This window comes from Vibrio sp. 10N.222.52.B7, from assembly GCF_041474275.1.
Classification (GTDB): domain Bacteria; phylum Pseudomonadota; class Gammaproteobacteria; order Enterobacterales; family Vibrionaceae; genus Vibrio; species Vibrio crassostreae_C.
In genome coordinates this window covers 87,842-108,563 of the sequence record NZ_JBFRTU010000012.1, presented here as the reverse complement: position 1 = coordinate 108,563, position 20,722 = coordinate 87,842, and the positions used below count along the sequence as shown (strand labels likewise).

Here is a 20,722-nt window from a genome sequence, read left to right as displayed (position 1 = left end):
GGTCTTGTAAGAGACGAATCTTACAAGACACTCAATCCCCTATTCGTCATCAAGCGGAACCAGCTTGGTATTACCACCGTGTGCTTTCTCACGCTTACGTTGCACGAATGCGTAGAAGCCAGGGATTAGGAACGTACCCGCCAGTAACACACATAACAGGCCGCCGATCAGTGAAATACCCAAAGAGTTCTGACTCACGTGACCTGCGCCCGCAGCAAAGATAAGCGGGAAGATACCTAAGATGAACGACCAAGACGTCATGTTCACAGCACGGAAACGTAAAGTACCGCCCTTCACCGCCGCATCTTCAATCGGTGCGTCTTTCTCTTCACGCTCTACCTTTGCGAATTCCACAATCAAGATTGCGTTCTTCGCGGCCAAGGCTATCAAGAGAACCAAACCTATTTGTGCATAAAGGTTCAGCGGAGTGCCCGTTAGATTCAATGCCAAGAAGGAGCCTAAGGTTGCGACAGGTACCACGAGGATAATCGCAATCGGAATTGTCCAACTCTCGTATTGAGCCACCATAAACAGGTAGATGAAGATTAGAGCCAGTGCGAAAGCAAAGATCGCTTGGTTACCTGCTAGTACTTCTTGGTAAGCCATGCCTGTCCATTCGTACTGATACCCCTGAGGCAATACTTCTGCAGCTACGCGTTCCATTGCCGCAATCGCATCACCACTTGAGTAACCTTCTGCAGGTTGACCTTGAATCACGGCACTGCGGTACATGTTGTAACGCCATGCTACATCTGGTTCGAAGATCTGGTCGTAAGTCACCAATGTGCTTAACGGGATCATCTCGCCATTAGACGAACGAACGTGGAATCGTTGTAGGTCGTCCATGCTGCTACGGTGTTCACTGTCAGCTTGCATGGTTACGCGGAAGTTCTTACCAAACATGGTGAAGTCGTTCACGTACAACGAACCAAGGTTACCTTGTAGTGTTTGGAAAATTTCCGACAACGGAATACCTAATTGCTGCGCTTTCTCACGGTCAATATCGACATAGTAGTGAGGTACGTTCGCACGGAAAGTACTGAATGTGTGTGAAATCTCAGGCTGTTTGCTCGCCTCAGCTATCACGTCATTCATCACCATAGCAAGATCAGTACGGCTTCGGCCTAGCGTATCTTCAAGTACAAACTCGAAACCAGACGCGGCCCCCATGCCCGGAACTGCAGGAGGCCCCATCGCAAACACGACAGCTTGAGGAAGTTCAGTCGCAGCACGACCATTAATACGCTGTGAGATAGCCTGAGCAGAGTGTTGACCATCCAGTGCATTACGCATGTCCCAATCGTGGAGCTTGATGAACATCGACGCACCATTCGAAGCAGAAGCGCCTGTCATGAATGCATAGCCGTTAACCAGTGTTACACCGTCAACGCCAGGCTCTTGTTCAACCATCTCTAGCAACTGCTTCGTCACATCCTCGGTACGAGACAGTGAAGCCGCATCCGGAAGTTGAACGTTAACCAGTAAAATACCCTTATCTTCTTGAGGTACGAACGCCGTAGACGTGGTTTTCGCGAAGTAAGTTACCGCTGCTAGCGCCACAACGAAGAAGGTAAACAGCAGAACACCCTTTTTCACAAGGAAGCCTGCAATTTGACCGTATCTGTTGGTTACTGATTCAAGACCACGGTTAAACGCTTGGTACCAACGAGCCGTATTACCACCGCCCTGCTTAAGAACTAATGAACACAATGCAGGTGACAGTGTTAGAGCATTAATAGAAGAGATAACAACCGCAATACAGATGGTCAGAGCGAACTGACGATACATGATACCGGTAATACCAGGAAGCATTGCAACAGGGATGAATACCGCAAGTAGAACCAAGGTCGACGTAATGATCGGCCCCGTTACTTCTTTCATCGCAATAAGCGTGGCTTTACGCGGTGAAATGGTTGGGTCTTTAGCCATTGTGGTATCAACGTTCTCGATAACCAAGATCGCATCATCTACTACGATACCAATCGCTAGTATCAAACCAAACAGGGTTACCGTGTTGATGGTGAAACCCGTCATCTGCATGATGGCAAACGTACCAATCAAAGATACCGGAATCGCAACTACAGGAATCAAGGTTGCACGCGCACTACCCAAGAACAGGTACGTTACCGCAATAACCAGCAAGATGGCTTCGATTAAGGTCTTTACTACCCCTTTGATCGACTCAGCAACAAACAGTGTAGTGTCGTAACTTGCTTCATACGCCACGCCTTCTGGGAAGTTCTTGCTTAAGTTTTCCAGCATCGCCATCACAGCTTTGCCACTTTCCAGCGCGTTAGCGTCTGATTGAAGTGACAGCGTTACGATCGACGCATCTTGACCACGGTATTTACCATTACCGTCGTAGAACTTTTTACCAAGCTCAACACGTGCAATGTCTTTTAAGTAAACCGTTGAACCGTCTTGAGTTGCACGAAGAACAACATTTTCAAACTCATCAGCCGTTTCTAGTCGGCCTTTGGTTACCAAGTTGAACTGCACTTCTTGTGCGTTGTCGTAAGGTGCTGCACCAATACGGCCAGCCGCTACCTGAACGTTCTGTTCAGCCAAGGCGCGATTCACGTCAGAGGTGGTTATATTGAGGTTAGCCATTTTCTCAGGATCTAACCAAACACGCATCGCGTATTCGCCACCACCCAATACGTTAACTTCACTGATGCCCTTCACACGAGCCAGCTGATCTTTAATGTTCAAGTTCACGTAGTTGATTAGGAATTGGTCGTTGTACTCACCGTTTGGCGAGTAGAAGTTCAATACCATCAGCAGGTCAGGAGAACGCTTCTTAACCGTTACACCCACCATTCTTACTTCTTGTGGAAGCTTCGATTCGATCTGAGCAACTCGGTTCTGAACGTTAACCTGAGCCATATCTGGATCAGTACCAACATCAAAGGTCACGTTAAGGTTGTATGAACCATCGTTAGCACTTTTAGAAGACATGTAGATCATATCTTCTACGCCGTTAACCGACGTTTCTATGGGGTCGGCTATCGCCTGTTCCACCACTTCAGCACTTGCGCCCGTGTAGAATGCCGACACACTGACCGACGGTGGGCTTATTTTTGGATATTCAGCCACTGGCAATATAGCGAGAGAAATCGCACCCGCCAGCGTTAAGATTATGGATATAACAAGGGCGAACTTAGGCCTTTGAATAAAGAAACGACTTAACATAAATAGCCCCCTTACTCAGCTTGTTCAGCAGAAGCTTGAATACGAACAGACATGCCATTACGCACACGCTGTAGGCCTTGAGTGATGACCGCGTCGTTTTTCTCTAATCCAGAATGAACAATCACGCCACCTTCAATCTGACGGCCCATCTCTATGTTTCTGCGCTCAGCAACAGGTTCAGCTTCGCTTTCAACCAATACCATCACGAAGTCACCTTCGAGGTCGGTTTGCACTGCGCGACGAGGAATAGTCACAACATCAATAGATTGTTTCTCACGTAGATCAACGCGAACGTGTTGGCCTGGAAGTAGTTGCTGATTCGGGTTATCGGCAATCGCACGCATCGCGATCGTACCAGTATTGAGGTTTATACGGTTGCCTAAGAAGTCAAGCTGACCTAGGTGTTCGAACGCTTCACCGTTCTCAAGCATGATCTGAACTTCAACACCTGCAGAGTCGCTGCTGCCATCGCCTTCGATGCGGTCCATACCCAGCTCAATACGCTCACGCTCACTGATGCTGAACGATGCGTGGATTGGGTCTAGGCTAACCAAAGTCGTCAGCACACCTGAAGACGGTGAAACCAGATCACCCGTGCTCACTTTGGTATCGCTAATACGGCCAGAGAAAGGCGCGATGATTTTGGTATGAGAAAGCTGAACATTCGCAGCATTTAGCTGTGCTTGGCTTGCTTCAAGCTGTGCTTGAGAACCTAACAAGTTTGCGGTTAATGCATCGAATTCAGATTGAGAGATACTGCCTTTCGGAAGTAGGTTTTTACCACGATTAAAATCAAGCTCAGCTTTTTTAAGGTTCGCGTTCGCTTGAGCAACAGACGCTTTTGCGCTTGCTACTTCGGCTTCAAACGAAGAAGGTTCAATCGAGTAAAGCAATTGACCCTTTTCAACCATTTGGCCTTCATTAAAATGACGGCTTTGTAGGTAGCCAGAAACCTGCGCTGTAATAGCCGTGTCTTCAACGGCTTCTATACGACCGATATACGACTTACTTTGCTGGTGAGAAACAACGCTAACATCCTGTACAGCTACGAGAGGTAAAGGTGCTTGCTTGGCATTTTGAGCATCTTGCCCACACCCAGCAAGAATAAGAGAGCTTGCAAGAGCAGTAAGGATCAACTTTTTACGCATGGTTATACCGTCACTTATTAGTATTTGAACAGCATAAAATTTACGTAACACCTCTGTTACCATTGTCCGAGGAATATCAATTATAACTGGCCAAAGTGTATCAATATGTTAATTGAAACCAAGTGCTTATAAAGTGATTACAAACACGCTACAATTCCTAAGTAAATCAATCTCTCAGCTTTTGTTCTCTATAGATATTGTCTAACATAATGTATTGTCAGACAGATAAGCATTCACATTTAATTGTTAAGGAATTCTCATGATTTCAAAATGGGCTAAACGTTTCTATCAAATGGCGGAATTGGTCGGTTCTTGGAGTAAAGATCCTTCAACTCAAGTCGGCGCCGTAATCACTAAGCACAACCGCATTGTTTCTGTTGGTTTTAATGGCTACCCACATGGCGTGTCTGATAGTGCGGATACTGATGACAGAGAGATGAAGTACCTCAAGACGCTTCACGCTGAAGAGAATGCAATTTTATTTGCTAAACGTGATTTGGACAGCTGCGAAATCTGGGTGACGCATTTCCCTTGTCCAAACTGTGCTGCAAAAATCATCCAAACAGGTATTTCAGCGGTACATTGCCCAGAGCAAAGTGAAGATTTCCTTTCTCGCTGGGGCGACAAGATTAAAGTTAGCCAAGATATGTTTGAGCAAGCTGGTGTACAAGTGGATTGGTTACCACTCGCTGACCTAGACTAAGCTAACAGATAGCAAGAACAAAAAAGCCGAGAGTCGATATTATCGCTCTCGGCTTTCTTTTGTTTGGACTTATAGTTTGGTCGCTATATTTTGGAAGCTATAGTTTAGAGGCTATAGCTGGGTCACTATAAACTGATGAGCAAGCTAAGCGCTCGTTGGGAATGCTTCCGCGTACGCTTCCATAAAATCTTTACGAATATCTTGCTCTAAATGAATCGCTTTTTCGGTCGGACAGAAGATCATAAAGTGCACTTCTTGCTCACCTGTCGAACTGCTTGTGATATGGATGTGAGGCTCAGAACCCGGAAGGTCAACGCCAGCGTGCTTTTCGATCACACCGTTGTAACGGCGGGCAACATCGATAAACTCTTCGCAATGCTCTTCAATTTTCACAATAAGACCCGGCAGCATAGGGTATAGGTTTACAAAGTCTTTCACCGTCACAAAAAAGTTATGATAAACATAGCGCTTCATGAAGTTGAGGTTCTTTACCGGATAAGTGAAGAACATGCTATTAGGCAGAGTGGCTGTCTTGCCAGTGAAGTGATATTGCCCATGATACAAATCGATTTCTTGAATCACCGTCGCCATCAAATTGTGCTCAATCACCTCACCGCTGATTTTACCCACTTCGATCCAGTCGCCGATTCTAAATGAGCGAGAACTCGCACGCTGAATAGAACCGGTGAAACACAAAATGATCTCTTTAGATGCGACGACTATAGCAACAGCAATGGCTGTTACCGACAGCGCAAACTCGCTGATTTCGGATTTCCACAGCACAAATAACGTCACAACAATAATCGCGAATGTGCCGTTTTTGGTTCGTGACATCCAGTTACGTTGGTCTTCGCTAAGGAAAGCAACATCACCTCTTATTTGAGATAAGGTGATTCGGCGAATGATTAAAATAATAGTGATAATCAACGCACTAAAAATAAACTTATGAGCGAGTAGAAAATCAATTACTTGCCACAACTTTTCCATTACTTATTCCTTAGCATTACAACAGTTAGCTTTACAACGGTTAGCTTTACAAGAAAGCCGCTAATATCCTTTCTATGAAAAAGCGCTCAACTCCTGAGCGCTCGTATACATTCTGGTATTAGCCTAGCTAAGGCTATCATTTTATCTTGGCAGAAGTAATAAATTGGCCAAAAGTTTCACACCAAATCACAACCGTATTAAATCGATTAAGATCAGTACCTTCGGGAAGCTCAACCATAAAGCGGTCGAATGTTTTCACATCTCCGACTCTCAGTAACTCGTTCTTGCTGTCATTGAAAGCCTGCTCGGTTTCAATGAAGTTAGGCGAGAGGTAAACCTTGTAATCAGGCCCCGGCGCCAATTCACCTTCAAAAGCGATCGCACTTTCAGACACTGAAACGATGCCTTCCCCCCAGTGCAAGAAGTCACTATCTTGTCGATCTTTAGTGAACTCACCCGTGTAGATAGCCTGCTCACTGATCGCTTCAACAGAACTTGAGGAAGGAGAATCAGGCTCAATCAAGATAGGTAATGCGTAAACACCCAGCCCAAAACCAACAGCACCCACGGCTAAGTGGGTGCAAAGTAAAACTAACTTTTTCATCGCGTACTCCCTTATGCTTAAAGAGAGTATTATTGAATACTCTCAAAAATACAAAGAGATATAACGCTCTGATGTTCTATTTTTGGTAATGCGTCGCTGTACGTTGAGACAATTCAACAATCACTTTTACCGCTTGCTCCATGCCTTGAATGGTAATGAACTCATGAATACCGTGGAAGTTGTAGCCACCAGTAAAGATATTCGGACATGGTAGCCCCATGAAAGATAAACGAGCGCCGTCTGTACCACCTCGAATAGGCTTGATCATTGGCTCAACATCGCACTCAATCATCGCTTGCTTCGCCAATTCGATAATATGTTGATGCGGTTCAACCATCTCTTTCATGTTGAAGTAGCTATCGGTTAGCACCAGTTCAACACGGCCTTTCTCAAGACGCTCATTCAGCTCATCGACTTTCTGCTGCATGAATGCCTTACGCGCTTCTACACCTTCACGTTCAAAATCACGGATGATGTAACCCAGTTCAGAGCGAGCCACACCCATTTCCGCCGACTTCAGGTGGTAAAAACCTTCATAACCTTCTGTGCACTCGGGTGTTTCTTGTGCTGGCATCATCAATTGAAATTGCGCTGCAATGTTCATCGAGTTCACCATTTTACCTTTTGCGGTGCCCGGGTGAACGTTCACGCCATGACAAATAACGTCAGCGCTCGTGGCATTGAAGTTCTCAAATTCCAACTCCCCTACTGGGCCACCATCGATAGTGTACGCCCACTCGGCGCCAAATTTTTCAACGTCAAACAGGTTCGCACCGCGGCCAATCTCTTCATCCGGTGTGAAACCAATGCAGATGTCACCGTGTTTGATGTCTGGATTCGCTTTTAGGTAAGCAATTGCACTGATGATTTCAGCGATACCTGCTTTGTTGTCGGCACCAAGCAGAGTTGTGCCGTCAGTCGTAATAAGGTCGTGACCATGTAAAGAATCAAGGTCTGGGTATTGGCTTGGGCTCAAACTCTCGCCACTTTCCCCTAATTCAATCGTTCCACCTCGGTAATCTTTAATCACTTGCGGTTTCACGTTGGCGCCTGATGCGTCAGGAGCGGTATCCATGTGTGCCACAAAGCCAATCGCCGGCACTGGATAATCGACATTCGACGGCAGTTTCGCCATCAAGTATCCATTGTCATCTAAAGACACATCAGCTAAGTCTAATGCCACCAATTCTAACTTTAAGGCTTCAGCAAAGGTAATTTGACCCGGTGAACTTGGGCATTGCTGATTAGAAGGATCGGATTTGGTATCAAAAGTAACGTAATTCAGAAAACGTTCTACAAGCTTTTCCATAATTCATCTCACCATGGATTAAGTAATTGATTTACTGACTTATATTTTTTCGATATACGATGCATCGTTAAATAAATACGAACACAGAGTCAGTAGCGAGGTTTTTCATCTTACGCCCCTGACCATGTATGTAATTGCTCTAAATCATTATTGTGCGAAATTAGATGCGCTTCCTATACTTGAAAACAGAGGGTTTCGTCAGTTCAACATTGCATACGGATGATAAGAGATCGCTTTGTACGCATTCTACGCCCTCCGCTCTCAGCCTAAAAAAAGTACAAAGTGGATGATGATCACAATTTATCCTTGATGCAGAATCTGTCATACGTTACACGGAGACACAGTTATGACGATTAATAAATATTTCATTTTCTCTCCTCAAGCCTCTGAGGAAACGCTTCAACCAGTATTAACTGAGAAAGAAGTTCAAAGGCAGGAAGCTCTAAGACAGGCGCAGATCCAGGGTGGATTAGACACAAACGCGACCTCGTAACTCAATGAATACCTAGCACTATTAAGACCCCTATAAAAAAGCTCTACGCTCTATCCTGTAGAGCTTTTTTTATTTTTGATCTGTTCTCCTCTCCCCCACTCCCAAACAAGCTGAACATTAAACCTTCGTTCATTACTTCTTGTTCTTCAATTCTCGCTCACTGTTTGGCTCATAGTTTCTCGCGAATGTATTTTCACGCATTGCACACGCTAGCTTACGGCGCTGAGAAATGACTAACTAAACTCCCCGATGCCATACCTTGTCGTGTCATTTTGTGCTAATAATTCATATTCGTTTTCATTCCTCACTCGCCCTCTTTTCAAAACTATAATGCGAGTACCAGAGAACCTAACCACAGGAACCCCGAATTCAATGGAATATTCAAAGCTAGGAAGTAGTCAAATTCCCGTTTCCCGTATCTGTCTTGGCAGCATGACTTGGGGGCTACAAAATACGCAACAGCAAGCCGACCAACAGATCGAATACGCATTAAGCCAAGGCATTAACTTTATCGATACTGCAGAGATGTACGCGGTTCCACCTTCTCCAGATACCTACGGAAAAACAGAAGCGATCATTGGTAACTGGTTATCGCGTAACCCACAGCGTCGACAAGAGTTGATCATTGCGAGCAAAATTGCCGGACCTGGGCTTCCTTGGGTTCGAGATGGTGGGCCGATAACCGGTGAAGCTGTGATCGCAGCCGCTGACGCATCATTAAAACGCCTACAAACAGACTATATCGACCTTTACCAACTTCATTGGCCAAATCGCACAACGCCTCACTTTGGTAAGCATTTCCCAAATCACATTCGATTCAGTGATATTGACCGAAAGCAGCATGAAGCTGAGATGTTGGAAATCCTACAAGCACTGGCTAGCTGCATTAAGGCGGGTAAAATTCGCCATGTCGGGCTTTCAGATGATTCTACTTGGGGCATTAACACTTACCTCAAGCTGAGTGAAAAACACGATTTGCCACGTATGGTTTCGATTCAGAATGAATTTAGCCTACTGCACGCAAAAGACTGGCCATATCTGATTGAGAACTGTGTGCATGAAGATGTCGCTTACCTGCCATGGTCACCTTTAGCTGCAGGCATGTTGAGTGGAAAGTACATCGATGGCGCAAGACCAGAAGGCAGCCGTTGGACTTACATGCAACGTAAAGGAATCTTCCGTGATACTGAATCTGCCAACGAAGCGGTTAAAGGCTATGTTGAAGTAGCAAACGCTCATGGATTTACTCCGAGCCAACTGGCATTGGCTTGGTGTAATCAAGTTGATGGGGTGACTTCCACTATCATTGGGGCAACGACCATGGAGCAGCTAAAAGAGAACGTAGCCGCTTTCAATAAACCCTTATCAGAAGAGATCCTGACTGATATCAACACAGTCTTTAAGCGCTATCCTGCTCCGTATTAGGCTGTCAGTTCAGCTTAACTTAGGTGAGTAAATCCCATAAGAGCGCGCTATTTAGTGCGCTTTTCTTTTTTAAGTGGATCGCTTTTGCTTTTTATATGGATCGCATTGAGTCATCACGCTTTTGGTTCGCCAACCTTTGCTCTATAATGCGCGGGCTTATATCTAGGATAAAAACATGATTTCAAAAAACCAATTAAAACTCCTTCGTGCTTTGGGTCAAAAGAAACAACGTAAAGCCCACGGCCTGTTTCTAGTTCAAGGTGAAAAGAACGTTCTTGAGCTGTTCAATAGTGACTTAGTGGTGAAGAACGTCTTCGCTACCGCTGATTTCTTATCTGAAAATCATGCTTCACTGATTGAGTTTGATTGTGTTGAAGCCTCTCTGGATGACCTCACCAAAGCGAGTACTTTGGTAAGTAACAACGCAGCGATTGCGGTTGTTGAGATCCCAACGTTTGAGCTACCAGAAGCAACTGGGCTAATGATTGCACTTGATGGCGTTTCAGACCCTGGCAACCTAGGTACAATTATTCGCGTAGCAGACTGGTATGGCATCAAGCATATTGTTGCGAGCAGCGATTGCGCAGACCCATACAACCCTAAAACGATCAGCGCGACTATGGGCAGCTTTGGCCGAGTTCACGTAAGCCAAACTGACTTACCCGCTTACTTAGAGCAAGCAAACCTACCTGTTTACGGTGCGTTTTTAGAAGGCGAAAGTGTTCATAAGACTGAGTTTACTGCCAACGGCATTTTGTTGATGGGCAGCGAATCCCACGGTATTCGTGAACATGCGGCTAAATACGTGACGGATAAGATTACGATTCCAGCATTCGGTGGCGCGGAGTCTTTAAACGTTGCAATGGCGACAGGTATCATTCTCGACAACATGCGTCGTCAGCACAACTAGACCTCTAAGCTAACTAGCCACTCGACAGTGTTCAGATATTAAAAAAGGCGTATTGATTAAATCAGTACGCCTTTTTATTTGAGTTCTTTTCAACAATTACTTTTCTAGCATTGCCAACTTATCAGACACACCATTCCACTTTTCCGCATCATCCATCGCTGGTTTTACTTCCGTTTGCACAGGCCAAATCTCAGCAAGTTCTGCGTTCACTTCAATGAAAATCTTTTGATCTTCAGGCAGTTCATCTTCTTGGAAGATCGCTTGAGCATCACATTCAGGTACACATAAACCACAATCGATACATTCGATCGGGTTAATTACCATGAAGTTTGGGCCTTCATGGAACGCATCTGCGGGACACACTGCCACACAGTCTGTGTATTTACATTGAATACAATTATCGCCTACGACAAATGCCATGATGCTCTGCTCTATAAGTTAGTCAAAATTGAAGAATGGGGATAATACTCATCCCAAAGCAAAATTCAACATCATACGGCTCTAATATCGTGTCTATTTGCTCCATGTTTCCAAATTAGTATGACAGATAAATCAATTTCTCGTAAAATGCGCGCCATTGTGAGCTTATCGCTTCTTTGAACATCAGCGTTTCCATCAAACTCTGTATTAAGAAACGATCTAGCTAAGACACCTATAAAAACGAGACATCGAAATGATACGTTTAACCGAAATTAAACTCCCACTAGACCATGAAGAGTCTGCTATTCAAGACGCTATTGAAGCGAAACTTGGTATTAACTCTGATCAGGTACTCTCTTTTAATATCTTTAAACGTGGCTACGATGCTCGTAAGAAATCAAAGATCTTACTTATCTACACGCTTGACGTTCTCGTTGAAAACGAAGCTGAGTTGTTAGAACAATTCATTAGCGACCCGCACGTAAAAGTGACTCCTGATATGGAGTACAAGTTTGTTGCTAAAGCGGTTGAGAACCAAACTGAGCGCCCTGTGGTTATCGGTTTTGGCCCATGTGGTCTATTCGCTGGCCTAGTGCTTGCTCAAATGGGTTTCAACCCAATCATCGTTGAGCGTGGTAAAGAAGTTCGTGAGCGTACGAAAGATACCTTTGGTTTCTGGCGTAAGCGTACGCTGAACACAGAATCAAACGTACAGTTTGGTGAAGGCGGCGCAGGTACTTTCTCTGACGGTAAGCTGTACAGCCAAGTTAAAGATCCAAAGCACTACGGCCGTAAAGTAATTGAAGAGTTCGTTGCTGCGGGTGCACCAGAAGAAATTCTATACGTAAGTAAGCCGCACATCGGTACCTTTAAACTGGTTACCATGATCGAGAAAATGCGTGCTTCTATCATTGAACTCGGTGGCGAAATCCGTTTCAGCACTCGCGTAGACGACGTTCACATGGAAGATGGCCAAATCACTGGTCTAACACTTTCTAACGGCGAAGAGATCAAATCTCGCCACGTGGTATTGGCTGTTGGCCACAGTGCTCGTGACACGTTTGAAATGCTGTACGATCGTGGCGTTTACATGGAAGCGAAGCCTTTCTCTGTTGGTTTCCGTATCGAACACAAGCAATCGATGATCGATGAAGCTCGTTTCGGTAAGAACGCAGGCAACCCAATCCTAGGTGCTGCGGACTACAAACTCGTTCACCACTGTAAGAATGGCCGCACTGTATACAGCTTCTGTATGTGCCCAGGTGGTACTGTGGTTGCTGCAACGTCTGAAGAAGGCCGCGTAGTAACGAACGGCATGAGCCAATACTCTCGTGCAGAACGTAACGCAAACAGCGCGATCGTTGTAGGTATCGACCCAGAGCGTGATTACCCAGGTGACGCACTGGCTGGTATCCGTTTACAACGTGAACTAGAAAGCGGCGCTTATGTTCTTGGTGGTGAAAACTACGATGCACCAGCTCAAAAAATCGGTGACTTCTTGAAAGGTCGCGATCCAAGTGCAATCGGTGAAGTACAACCGTCATTCACGCCGGGTATCCACCTGACTGATATTTCAAAAGCGCTGCCTGATTTTGCTATCGAAGCGATTCGTGAAGCAATCCCAGCGTTCGAGAAGAAGATCAAAGGTTTCTCTACGCCAGACGGCCTACTTACCGGTGTTGAGACACGTACGTCTTCTCCTGTATGCATCAAACGTGGCAAAGACTTCCAAAGCATCAACCTTAAGGGCTTCTTCCCGGCTGGTGAAGGTGCAGGCTACGCAGGCGGTATCCTGTCTGCTGGTATCGACGGCATTAAGGCCGCAGAAGCGCTAGCACTATCAATGGTAGAGCAGAACCAAGCTGAGAAGATTGAGATCGCTTAAGCGCTTTCGATAAAGCAAAGCTAGATCGCGATCAACCAAAACTAAAAATCCAGTGCCTTGTCGACACTGGATTTTTTTATTGCATAAAGGTATCTAAAATTATTTAGTCACGACTTCGGCAGCGTTACTTACAAGTCTCTTTTGACCAATTCACACCATCATTTGAACACTCAAATAAACTTGTCCCATTCTGGTAATAATAACCTTTAGTCCAGTTCCCTTGAGAATATTTAGACGTTATCGTCTGAGTATAATCAAACGGTGTATTTTCAATGAACGCATACTTATGTCGGTTCCAGCTGTCAGAACCATATGAACTGTTGTCATTAAAATCTACCGATAGGTAGTTGAGTGCATCAAAGTCGCTGCGCGAAACGCTACCCAATGAATCACCCAAATTCACCCACTCTGGATGTGGTGCATTATTCTCAAAATTAAATTTCGCTTGTACCTGAGTAAACTGATCTTTGTAGTCACCGACAACATCAGCCGACAAGGTTTGCATGAAGCCCGCACCCACGTCTTGACGAGAACAGCTGTCCCAATCAGGTTGTTGAGACCCGCTACGGTTAATCACACCAAAAGTAGTCAATGAGTTAGGTAAAATCTGTTGCTTGATGGTCTCTTTCACCGAACATGAATATTCCGTTCCATCACTACCCAATGAGAACCAAGCTTCTTTGTCATATTCCAAACCATTTTTCTTTTGGCTATTACGCTCAATATGCTTATTTAACGCCAGTTCTGTCTGCAAGTCAGCTGAAACTTCATGTTCAATGACAATCAGCTTATCCGCAGTCATCACTGTTTTAACTTTATACCACTTATTAATTTCGTTCTTCTTGGAGTAATCCCAATGCTGCCAGTAATAGTCAACATAAGCTTGCTGGGCTGTCGGGTTCTCTTTTTGAATCTCTTTGGTCTCTTGATACGACTTTTTAATGGCAGGCATCATCTTCTGCGCTAAATCGTAGAGCTCAGTATTTTGATCTTTAACGAAATCACCATACAAGTCCTCTACTGCGATGTTGTATCGGTTCGCAATTCGGAAGTCATGCTCTTTCACATTTTGGATAATGCTATTTTGGGTGTTCACGGCTTGCTTCAAAGCAGAGCAACTGTTTAAACCACCTTTATACAAGTCGGCTTGGATCTGATTCCATAAAACAGTTGTCAGTGGCGTAGTCGACTTAATTTCTTGCTCAGAACTCACCGTCATGACTGGCGGAAAGATTAACTGATAAGGTTCAGTAATCGGTGTGTTTGGGCTGTCTGCATCAATAGCGCCTACTGGCACGTTCACTACGATTGGAGCGTAGTCCATACAGTCTGAGTTAGAACCCGTCAAAGATAGCTCATAGCTGCCCTCATCGTCCGTGACACTGCTAGGCTCACCTTCATCTAATACGCCATTATAATTGATATCTAGAAACGCGGTCGCCCCGGAAATATACCCGTCAATGGCGACACCTTGTAAGGTTCTCGTTTGAGGAGCAGGAGCACTTGTGTTGCTACCACCGCCTCCTCCGCCACAAGCCGTAAGGCCAACAGCTATAAGTGCGATAGAAATAAGCTTAAGTTTCATTCGATTAGATCCTAATGAAATACATTATAAATGGAATTGTCATTGGGGGGATGACCGGAAATGACTGTGATAGTCATAGCCAGCCATAATAGCGATTGGCATTAGAAAGAAACACGAAAGGGTGATAGCCGATTCGTGCATGTTTTCATTTTGAACAGAAACTAAAAGATAGGGAAATGGGGTTAAAAATGGACTAATTACTTCTCGTTCGAAGCTATCCAAAGCTTATAAAAATCACTATAACCGGTTTGGTTAATCTCTACCCCATGAACCTCAACACTATTAAAAACCTTCTCTTTGCCGTGAAATAACGGACAAAGTAACTTCTGTTGATAAAGCGAACCTTCAATCTCTTTCAAGTCGCTCATCGGGTCCTCGCCACTGACAGCAGCTCTAACTCTCTCGCAATGCGCCTTCATCTCCGAATTGTTGAAAATGAACCTAAGACCAGATGAAGCAAGTAGCCAATCGTAAAGACCATACTCTTTTGGCTGTTCGATAACTTCTTCAATAAATAACAAGTCTGCCGACTCACTCATGGAGCTAGGGTCACTGATATTGGTAAGCTCAACAACTTCAATAGCGACACCCGTTTTTACAATCGTTTGTTGCAACCAGTCCGCCATATCTTGAAGTAAAGGAATCGTCATTCTAGGTCGTGTTAATACAACCGTGCCCGTCAAAATAGGAATGGGATTGCTGGATGTTAATTTACTCGGCGAGAAAGACAGATCATCCGTCACCATATCAGCATCAAACTCTTTACTGCTGGACTTGATAAACGATACCAACCTGTCGAGTTCTTCAGGGGTTATGCCCGAGTTTTCTCTACGATTAACCGCAAGATACGAAAGTGCATTGATTGTGGTTTCTTCTGCTACGCCAGATTGATTAAAACTCAGGGTGTGATCATTCAAACCTTCTATGTCGGTGAGCGTTATCTGTTCTAACAAGGCATTTTGAGCAAAGTAACCTAGGTGACGTTTAAGAACCAAGCACTCTTCGCTCCAATCGTCTAATGAGAAAGGTCCGGTTCCGATATAGGCACTGCGCCCGCTCGAAAAATAAGTACGCTTGCAGCGGTAAATAGACGAGTGTGGGCTAGTCAAAGCATAGAGAAACATTGGGTTTGCGTGTGTCAGCTCAATAGTCAGTTGTTTATCACCCACCACTTGAACATCACTGACCTGATCAAATAAAGACTGTACTGGCCCTTCGATATTTTTTAGCTGCAACAAACATTGAGCAACATCTTTGGCCGTTAAAGTTTCACCGTCATGGAATAACACATTCGGTCTCAACCAAAAATGCAGAAATCGCCCTTCCACCTTCCAATGGTGCGCGAGGCTCGCTTGGGGATTTCCCTCATGGTCTTGGACGAGTAACGTATTGTATAGACTTCTTAAGATGTGATGTTCTGCGGTTCGGTATGTTTTTGCTGGCTCAAGGTTATCGACCCACGGATATTGAGTGATCAGCAAATGGTCATGTTGTTGATTGAACAGACTATGTTTTTCAGTCGCTAGCGTCAGTGCCTTTATTGCAGCATCACCATAGCTTTCTAGAAGACGAGGAATAACGTTAAAGCACCCTTGTTCTAACTGAAGCGCTAACACTTGTTCTAATGCTTCGGGAAAGCTGACCAAAATTCTAAACTGGCTAAGCTTCCCTCTTCCTTTGGACGGAATCCAACAAATCCAGCGATATTCTGATAAGCATTTAAGAATGATCGAAGTGTTTCGACGAGAAGTCGATAGCGAGTGTTCTAGGTCATCGATCGTTAGGTGATACTCTTCACCTAGTTCATACTTTGCAATAAGCTGCTGAAGTCTACGTAAGTTAGCGTCGTTCAATGGATATCCGAATTAAGCGTCTAGTGGAACGAGAATAGCTGTAACCCAAATGGGAGGTCTATTTACTCATTCAAGTTGGAATATGCTGTATGAAACTGTTGATATAAATAATATCAAGATCCAACTTAATTGATAAACACCTCTTTTAGCAAACAAAATAATCACTGATCGTGCATATTCAGTGGCAAAAATAAGTGGGAGATTAATCCTCCACCGGATTTGCTATTTGCTTTACATTCTTGCCTTATCGTTGTGCTATTGAGCCAGTATTATCCAACTAAAGTGTCTATGTTACTAGCGGTACACAAGCAACATGGTAGAATGCCGCCATTAATCTTATCCTTGTATAAGATTGTTAAACCTTTCCATCGCTATTTAGCCAAATCATACCGAGAAACTTATGCCATTTTCCAAGCTTGGATTAAGCTCACCTATTGTTAAAGCCGTTGCAAAACAAGGCTATGAAAAGCCAACCTCTATTCAAGAAAAAGCAATTCCGATTGTTCTTTCTGGTAAGAACCTTATTGCTGCAGCACAAACAGGTACAGGTAAAACTGCGAGCTTTGTTCTCCCTATCTTAGAAATGCTAAGCAAAGGTGAAACGCAGCGTAAAAAACGTATCCGCGCAGTTATCCTGACACCAACGCGTGAGCTGGCAGTTCAGGTTGAACAGAACATCACTAAGTACGCGAAGTTCCTAAACCTAACATCACTAGCGATGTACGGTGGCGTGTCTTACCAACACCAGAAAGATCGTCTTATTGAAGGCGTGGATATTCTTGTGGCAACACCAGGTCGTTTGATCGACATGTACGGACAACGTGCCGTTCACTTTGATGAAGTGGAAGTACTGGTTCTAGATGAAGCTGACCGCATGCTAGACATGGGTTTCATTGAAGACATCAACAAGATCATCGCGCGTCTACCACAAGACATCCAAAACCTGCTGTTCTCGGCAACGCTTTCAACGCCAGTGCGTGCACTAGCGAAAAGTGCAATCAGTGAAGCGGAAGAGATTTCGATTGCCAAGACTGATGCGTCTAAAGCGAACATTGAGCAATGGTTGGTAACGGTAGATAAAGACCGTAAGTCAGCACTATTGAGCCACATGATTACCGAAGGTAACTGGGACCAAGCGCTTATCTTTATCGAAACCAAGCACGGCGCGGCTAAGTTGGTTGCTCAACTTGAGAAACGTGGTATTCAAGCGGAAGCTTTCCACAGTGGACGTAGCCAAGCGATTCGTGAAAAAATCTTGGCTGACTTTAAGAAAGGTCGCCTAAAATACTTAGTCGCGACGGGTGTTGCTGCTCGTGGTATCGATATCGACAACCTAAGCCGCGTAGTAAACTACGACATGCCTTTCCCAGCGGACGACTATGTTCACCGTATTGGTCGTACAGGCCGTGCTGATGCGTCTGGCGAAGCGATATCTTTCCTATCGAAAGATAACTTCAAAAACCTGTGCATTATTGAAAAGCGTCTGGGTCACTTGATTGAACGTCGCGTTGTTGAAGGTTTCGAACCACGCAAAGAAGTGCCAATCTCTGTATTGAACTTCGTGCCTAAAAAGAAAAGAGACCTGCAGCAACCTGAGTAATTTCAGGTTTAGACAATGCAAAAGTCGCGTTAGCCAAAATGAAAATAAAACGAAGTCCTATGTGGCTTCGTTTTGTTCTTTGAAATACATATAACGTTGAGGCAATAAGATGATCACTCCTATCGCAACGAGATTAACCCGCGGCCAAGACCTAAAGCTAGAGATCCAGAGGCTAGTGACAGCGCACAATATCTCCGCGGGCTCTATTGCGTCTTGTGTCGGATGTGTTTCTCAACTCAATATTCGCTTAGCTAATGCCAACAACACCAAGCTAGTTCAAGCTCCGTTCGAAATAGTCTCGGTGATGGCAACGCTAACCCCAAACCACCAGCATATTCATATCTCCGTTGCTGATGAGAATGGCAATGTAATTGGTGGGCATTTGCTTGAAGGGACGATTATCGCGACCACGGCTGAATTGATTGTTCACCGCTACGATACCTTGACCTTCAACAGAGAGCATGACGATTCGACGGGTTACACTGAACTTACTATCAGCAATAGCAAATAACTGATTTACCCATAGCAACACCAAACGCCCCATACAAAGCGATACTACCAAACAGCAATTAGGAAACACGATGGCTCCAAACTCCGCAGATTCCGTTATCGTTCTCGATTTCGAGACCACAGGCTTATCACCAAATATGGGCGACCGAGCGATTGAGATCGGTGCGGTTAAACTCGTTAACGGCGAAGTCGTCGACACCTTCCAGCAGCTCATGAACCCGGGATTTCGTGTGAGTGGATTCATTGAAGGTTATACCGGAATCAGTAACCGTATGTTAAGCACAGCGGCCAGTTGTAGTGAAGTGATGGATGAGTTTGCAGACTTCATTCAAGACAGCCAACTTGTCGCTCACAATGCCTCATTTGATAAGCGCTTTCTTGATGCGGAATTAGATAATATTGGTCGCGATTACAATGGACAGTTCGCTTGCTCAATGTTGATAGCTCGTCGTCTAATCCAAGACGCACCAACTCATAAGCTAGGCGACCTTGTGCGTTTCAAAAATATCGACAACGACGGTACTTTCCACAGAGCGTTAGCCGATTCAGAAATGACAGCAAGGTTGTGGTTATTAATGATCGATGAGCTGCAGAGTGACCACGGTATTCAACAGCCGAGCTTCCAATTGATGCAGAAAATATCGAAGACAGCCAAAGGTTCGATTCCAAAACTACTGATGAGCAACAGGGGTTAGGTTCCGAAATTCACCTTAAAGTGGGATGAAAGGCTAGCTCGACAATAACCGCTAGCCTTTAAAAGGGACGCTCTACTCTTGCAATGACTTCAACGTTCCTTTGAGGCTTTCTAATTCATTCATAAAATACGCCCACTGCTTGTTACTGCTGGTCGCGGCGATATCTACTAAAAACTTGGCTGATGTTTCCATATTTTGGTTGAGTTGTGACTCAAGTTCATCAGGATAATAAGCTTCATTGTTTAAAAGCAACTTCATGATAATCGGCTGAGCAATATGCAGATCGCTCTTCTTTGCCATCAGCGTCGTTAGCTCTTGATAGGTGTTGTTTTGATATTGTCGCCAACTGCTATTGGTATTTACCCACTCTTTAGACCAAGCCAAAATAATCTGTTTTTGTTCTTTCGATACTGAACCTAACCACCGTTCTGCGCGCTCTTCTATTCTGCTTCGGTATCGCTCTCTCGAATCGGCATCGTTCAACGACAACCTTTCTTCATAATAGTCTTGCTGCTTTTCACGAAAGTTCTTTAAAAACTCCCTGTCTTGCTTAGGGCTAAGCTGCATACTCAAGGCGTAAATATCTGGAGCGAACTTATTGACGATTGTGCGAATATGCTCTTTCGTTTGTTCACTTTGGCCCACAATAAAAGCGGGATTCATATCCGACCGATCTACGTTTTGAATCGCTTCTAATTGCGAGATGTACAGAGGTAGCTGAGTTTCTTTATGCCATTTTTGTAATATATCTAATCGCTCTTCAAGCTCTGATTCTTGGCTATTTGAGAGGGAAACAAAATCTTCTATATAGCTAACGACAAACCAACCTATATTGTTATAGGCGAACTTGGTCCCGCACCCAGTAAATAGAAAACAGATCATTAAAACTAACCACCGGCACTTTCTCATTCTACCCTCTCACGACATTCAACAAAGCCACAAACCGATTAACTCATCCCTTTAAGGTTAGCCCAGTTTTTATAACGCTAATTCTAGCTCTTATAAAAGTAGTCTTAATAAACAGTGGTCGTAAAAACTTTGAGATAAATTGAGACCCAAACTTGCTAATCTAGCTATTTAGGCAAATGATTAAACTAAAAATAATTAATGGCAGTGATGTAACTTGATTTTATTACTCATTTGACGTGATACGAGCCCTATAAATGAGTTGGGTTGACGTATTTAAAATGATTGATATTTGGGAGGGAAGCTATGGCCGCTATTCCTGATCATCCAAGCGATTTAGAATATGAGCTTTGTTATTTTGATGATGGTTCAATAACCACAATCACGATATTGGTTCACAATCGACAGGAAGCGATGACTTGGTATCTTAGCGAAGGAAAACATATCAACGATCTTTATTCGATAAGACCCGATGAATAATGCTTTGGTATAGAGGA

The 20,722-nt window shown here is 44.4% G+C and carries 18 protein-coding genes; 9 read left to right on the top strand and 9 right to left on the bottom strand.

The annotated features are described in order from the left end of the window. Nucleotides 1-39: 39 nt before the first annotated feature. On the bottom strand, nt 40-3,192 hold the full coding sequence (locus AB4512_RS05455) for an efflux RND transporter permease subunit (RefSeq protein WP_372174589.1): 3,153 nt from the start codon (nt 3,190-3,192) through the stop codon (nt 40-42). A gap of 11 nt (nt 3,193-3,203) precedes the next feature. Continuing rightward, a complete protein-coding gene (locus tag AB4512_RS05450) occupies nt 3,204-4,340 on the bottom strand; it encodes an efflux RND transporter periplasmic adaptor subunit (RefSeq protein WP_029405640.1) in 1,137 nt (378 codons plus the stop codon). Between the two features lie 259 nt (nt 4,341-4,599). On the opposite strand from AB4512_RS05450, the gene AB4512_RS05445 reads away from it, so the two are divergent. Continuing rightward, nucleotides 4,600-5,043 carry a dCMP deaminase family protein gene (locus tag AB4512_RS05445; RefSeq protein WP_004737813.1) on the top strand — a complete coding sequence of 148 codons (444 nt, stop codon included), beginning with the start codon at nt 4,600-4,602 and terminating at the stop codon, nt 5,041-5,043. Between the two features lie 144 nt (nt 5,044-5,187). Here the strand turns inward: AB4512_RS05445 and AB4512_RS05440 are convergent, their stop codons facing one another. The 3 genes from AB4512_RS05440 to pepT all read right to left on the bottom strand — a co-directional run bounded on the left by AB4512_RS05440 (nt 5,188) and on the right by pepT (nt 7,943). Next, nucleotides 5,188-6,030 carry a mechanosensitive ion channel family protein gene (locus AB4512_RS05440; RefSeq protein WP_019825095.1) on the bottom strand — a complete coding sequence of 281 codons (843 nt, stop codon included), beginning with the start codon at nt 6,028-6,030 and terminating at the stop codon, nt 5,188-5,190. A 136-nt stretch (nt 6,031-6,166) separates the two neighbouring features. Continuing rightward, the gene (locus tag AB4512_RS05435) at nt 6,167-6,634 is read right to left on the bottom strand and encodes a DM13 domain-containing protein (RefSeq protein ID WP_372174587.1); all 468 of its coding nucleotides are present in this window, start codon (nt 6,632-6,634) and stop codon (nt 6,167-6,169) included. Nucleotides 6,635-6,710: 76 nt separating this feature from the next. Beyond that, nucleotides 6,711-7,943: a peptidase T gene (gene pepT / locus AB4512_RS05430; protein ID WP_193841787.1), complete on the bottom strand. Its 1,233-nt coding sequence runs from the start codon at nt 7,941-7,943 to the stop codon at nt 6,711-6,713. A 346-nt stretch (nt 7,944-8,289) separates the two neighbouring features. On the opposite strand from pepT, the gene AB4512_RS05425 reads away from it, so the two are divergent. From AB4512_RS05425 to AB4512_RS05415, 3 genes are all read left to right on the top strand, one after another. Further along, nucleotides 8,290-8,436 carry a hypothetical protein gene (locus tag AB4512_RS05425; protein ID WP_017068404.1) on the top strand — a complete coding sequence of 49 codons (147 nt, stop codon included), beginning with the start codon at nt 8,290-8,292 and terminating at the stop codon, nt 8,434-8,436. Nucleotides 8,437-8,808: 372 nt separating this feature from the next. Further along, complete coding sequence (locus AB4512_RS05420) at nt 8,809-9,861, top strand: aldo/keto reductase (protein ID WP_372174585.1); 1,053 nt, start codon at nt 8,809-8,811, stop codon at nt 9,859-9,861. 175 nt (nt 9,862-10,036) lie between these two features. Further along, complete coding sequence (locus tag AB4512_RS05415) at nt 10,037-10,771, top strand: RNA methyltransferase (protein ID WP_372174584.1); 735 nt, start codon at nt 10,037-10,039, stop codon at nt 10,769-10,771. 96 nt (nt 10,772-10,867) lie between these two features. Here the strand turns inward: AB4512_RS05415 and fdxA are convergent, their stop codons facing one another. Further along, nucleotides 10,868-11,191 (bottom strand): ferredoxin FdxA, encoded by a 324-nt coding sequence (gene fdxA / locus AB4512_RS05410; protein WP_136982565.1) that lies wholly within the window; start codon nt 11,189-11,191, stop codon nt 10,868-10,870. Between the two features lie 253 nt (nt 11,192-11,444). Between fdxA and AB4512_RS05405 the strand changes: the two genes are divergently transcribed. Then, nucleotides 11,445-13,076: an NAD(P)/FAD-dependent oxidoreductase gene (locus AB4512_RS05405; protein WP_048606003.1), complete on the top strand. Its 1,632-nt coding sequence runs from the start codon at nt 11,445-11,447 to the stop codon at nt 13,074-13,076. A gap of 124 nt (nt 13,077-13,200) precedes the next feature. Here AB4512_RS05405 and AB4512_RS05400 read toward each other — a convergent pair whose 3' ends face one another. Both AB4512_RS05400 and AB4512_RS05395 read right to left on the bottom strand, forming a co-directional pair. Then, nucleotides 13,201-14,661, bottom strand: coding sequence for a hypothetical protein (locus tag AB4512_RS05400; RefSeq protein ID WP_372174583.1), 1,461 nt, complete (start codon nt 14,659-14,661; stop codon nt 13,201-13,203). Nucleotides 14,662-14,858: 197 nt separating this feature from the next. After that, nucleotides 14,859-16,514, bottom strand: a complete 1,656-nt coding sequence (locus tag AB4512_RS05395; protein WP_372174581.1) for an ABC transporter substrate-binding protein — start codon at nt 16,512-16,514, stop codon at nt 14,859-14,861. A gap of 400 nt (nt 16,515-16,914) precedes the next feature. Between AB4512_RS05395 and AB4512_RS05390 the strand changes: the two genes are divergently transcribed. From AB4512_RS05390 to AB4512_RS05380, 3 genes are all read left to right on the top strand, one after another. Next, on the top strand, nt 16,915-18,114 hold the full coding sequence (locus tag AB4512_RS05390; RefSeq protein ID WP_171733275.1) for a DEAD/DEAH box helicase: 1,200 nt from the start codon (nt 16,915-16,917) through the stop codon (nt 18,112-18,114). A 109-nt stretch (nt 18,115-18,223) separates the two neighbouring features. After that, the gene (locus tag AB4512_RS05385; RefSeq protein WP_017059481.1) at nt 18,224-18,625 is read left to right on the top strand and encodes a PPC domain-containing DNA-binding protein; all 402 of its coding nucleotides are present in this window, start codon (nt 18,224-18,226) and stop codon (nt 18,623-18,625) included. A gap of 70 nt (nt 18,626-18,695) precedes the next feature. Then, the gene (locus tag AB4512_RS05380) at nt 18,696-19,319 is read left to right on the top strand and encodes a PolC-type DNA polymerase III (RefSeq protein WP_017059480.1); all 624 of its coding nucleotides are present in this window, start codon (nt 18,696-18,698) and stop codon (nt 19,317-19,319) included. A 72-nt stretch (nt 19,320-19,391) separates the two neighbouring features. Here AB4512_RS05380 and AB4512_RS05375 read toward each other — a convergent pair whose 3' ends face one another. Next, nucleotides 19,392-20,228, bottom strand: a complete 837-nt coding sequence (locus AB4512_RS05375) for a DUF6279 family lipoprotein (protein WP_372174579.1) — start codon at nt 20,226-20,228, stop codon at nt 19,392-19,394. 303 nt (nt 20,229-20,531) lie between these two features. Here AB4512_RS05375 and AB4512_RS05370 point away from each other — a divergent pair, with 303 nt between their 5' ends. Beyond that, nucleotides 20,532-20,705, top strand: coding sequence for a hypothetical protein (locus AB4512_RS05370; protein ID WP_017064349.1), 174 nt, complete (start codon nt 20,532-20,534; stop codon nt 20,703-20,705). Nucleotides 20,706-20,722: the final 17 nt, after the last annotated feature.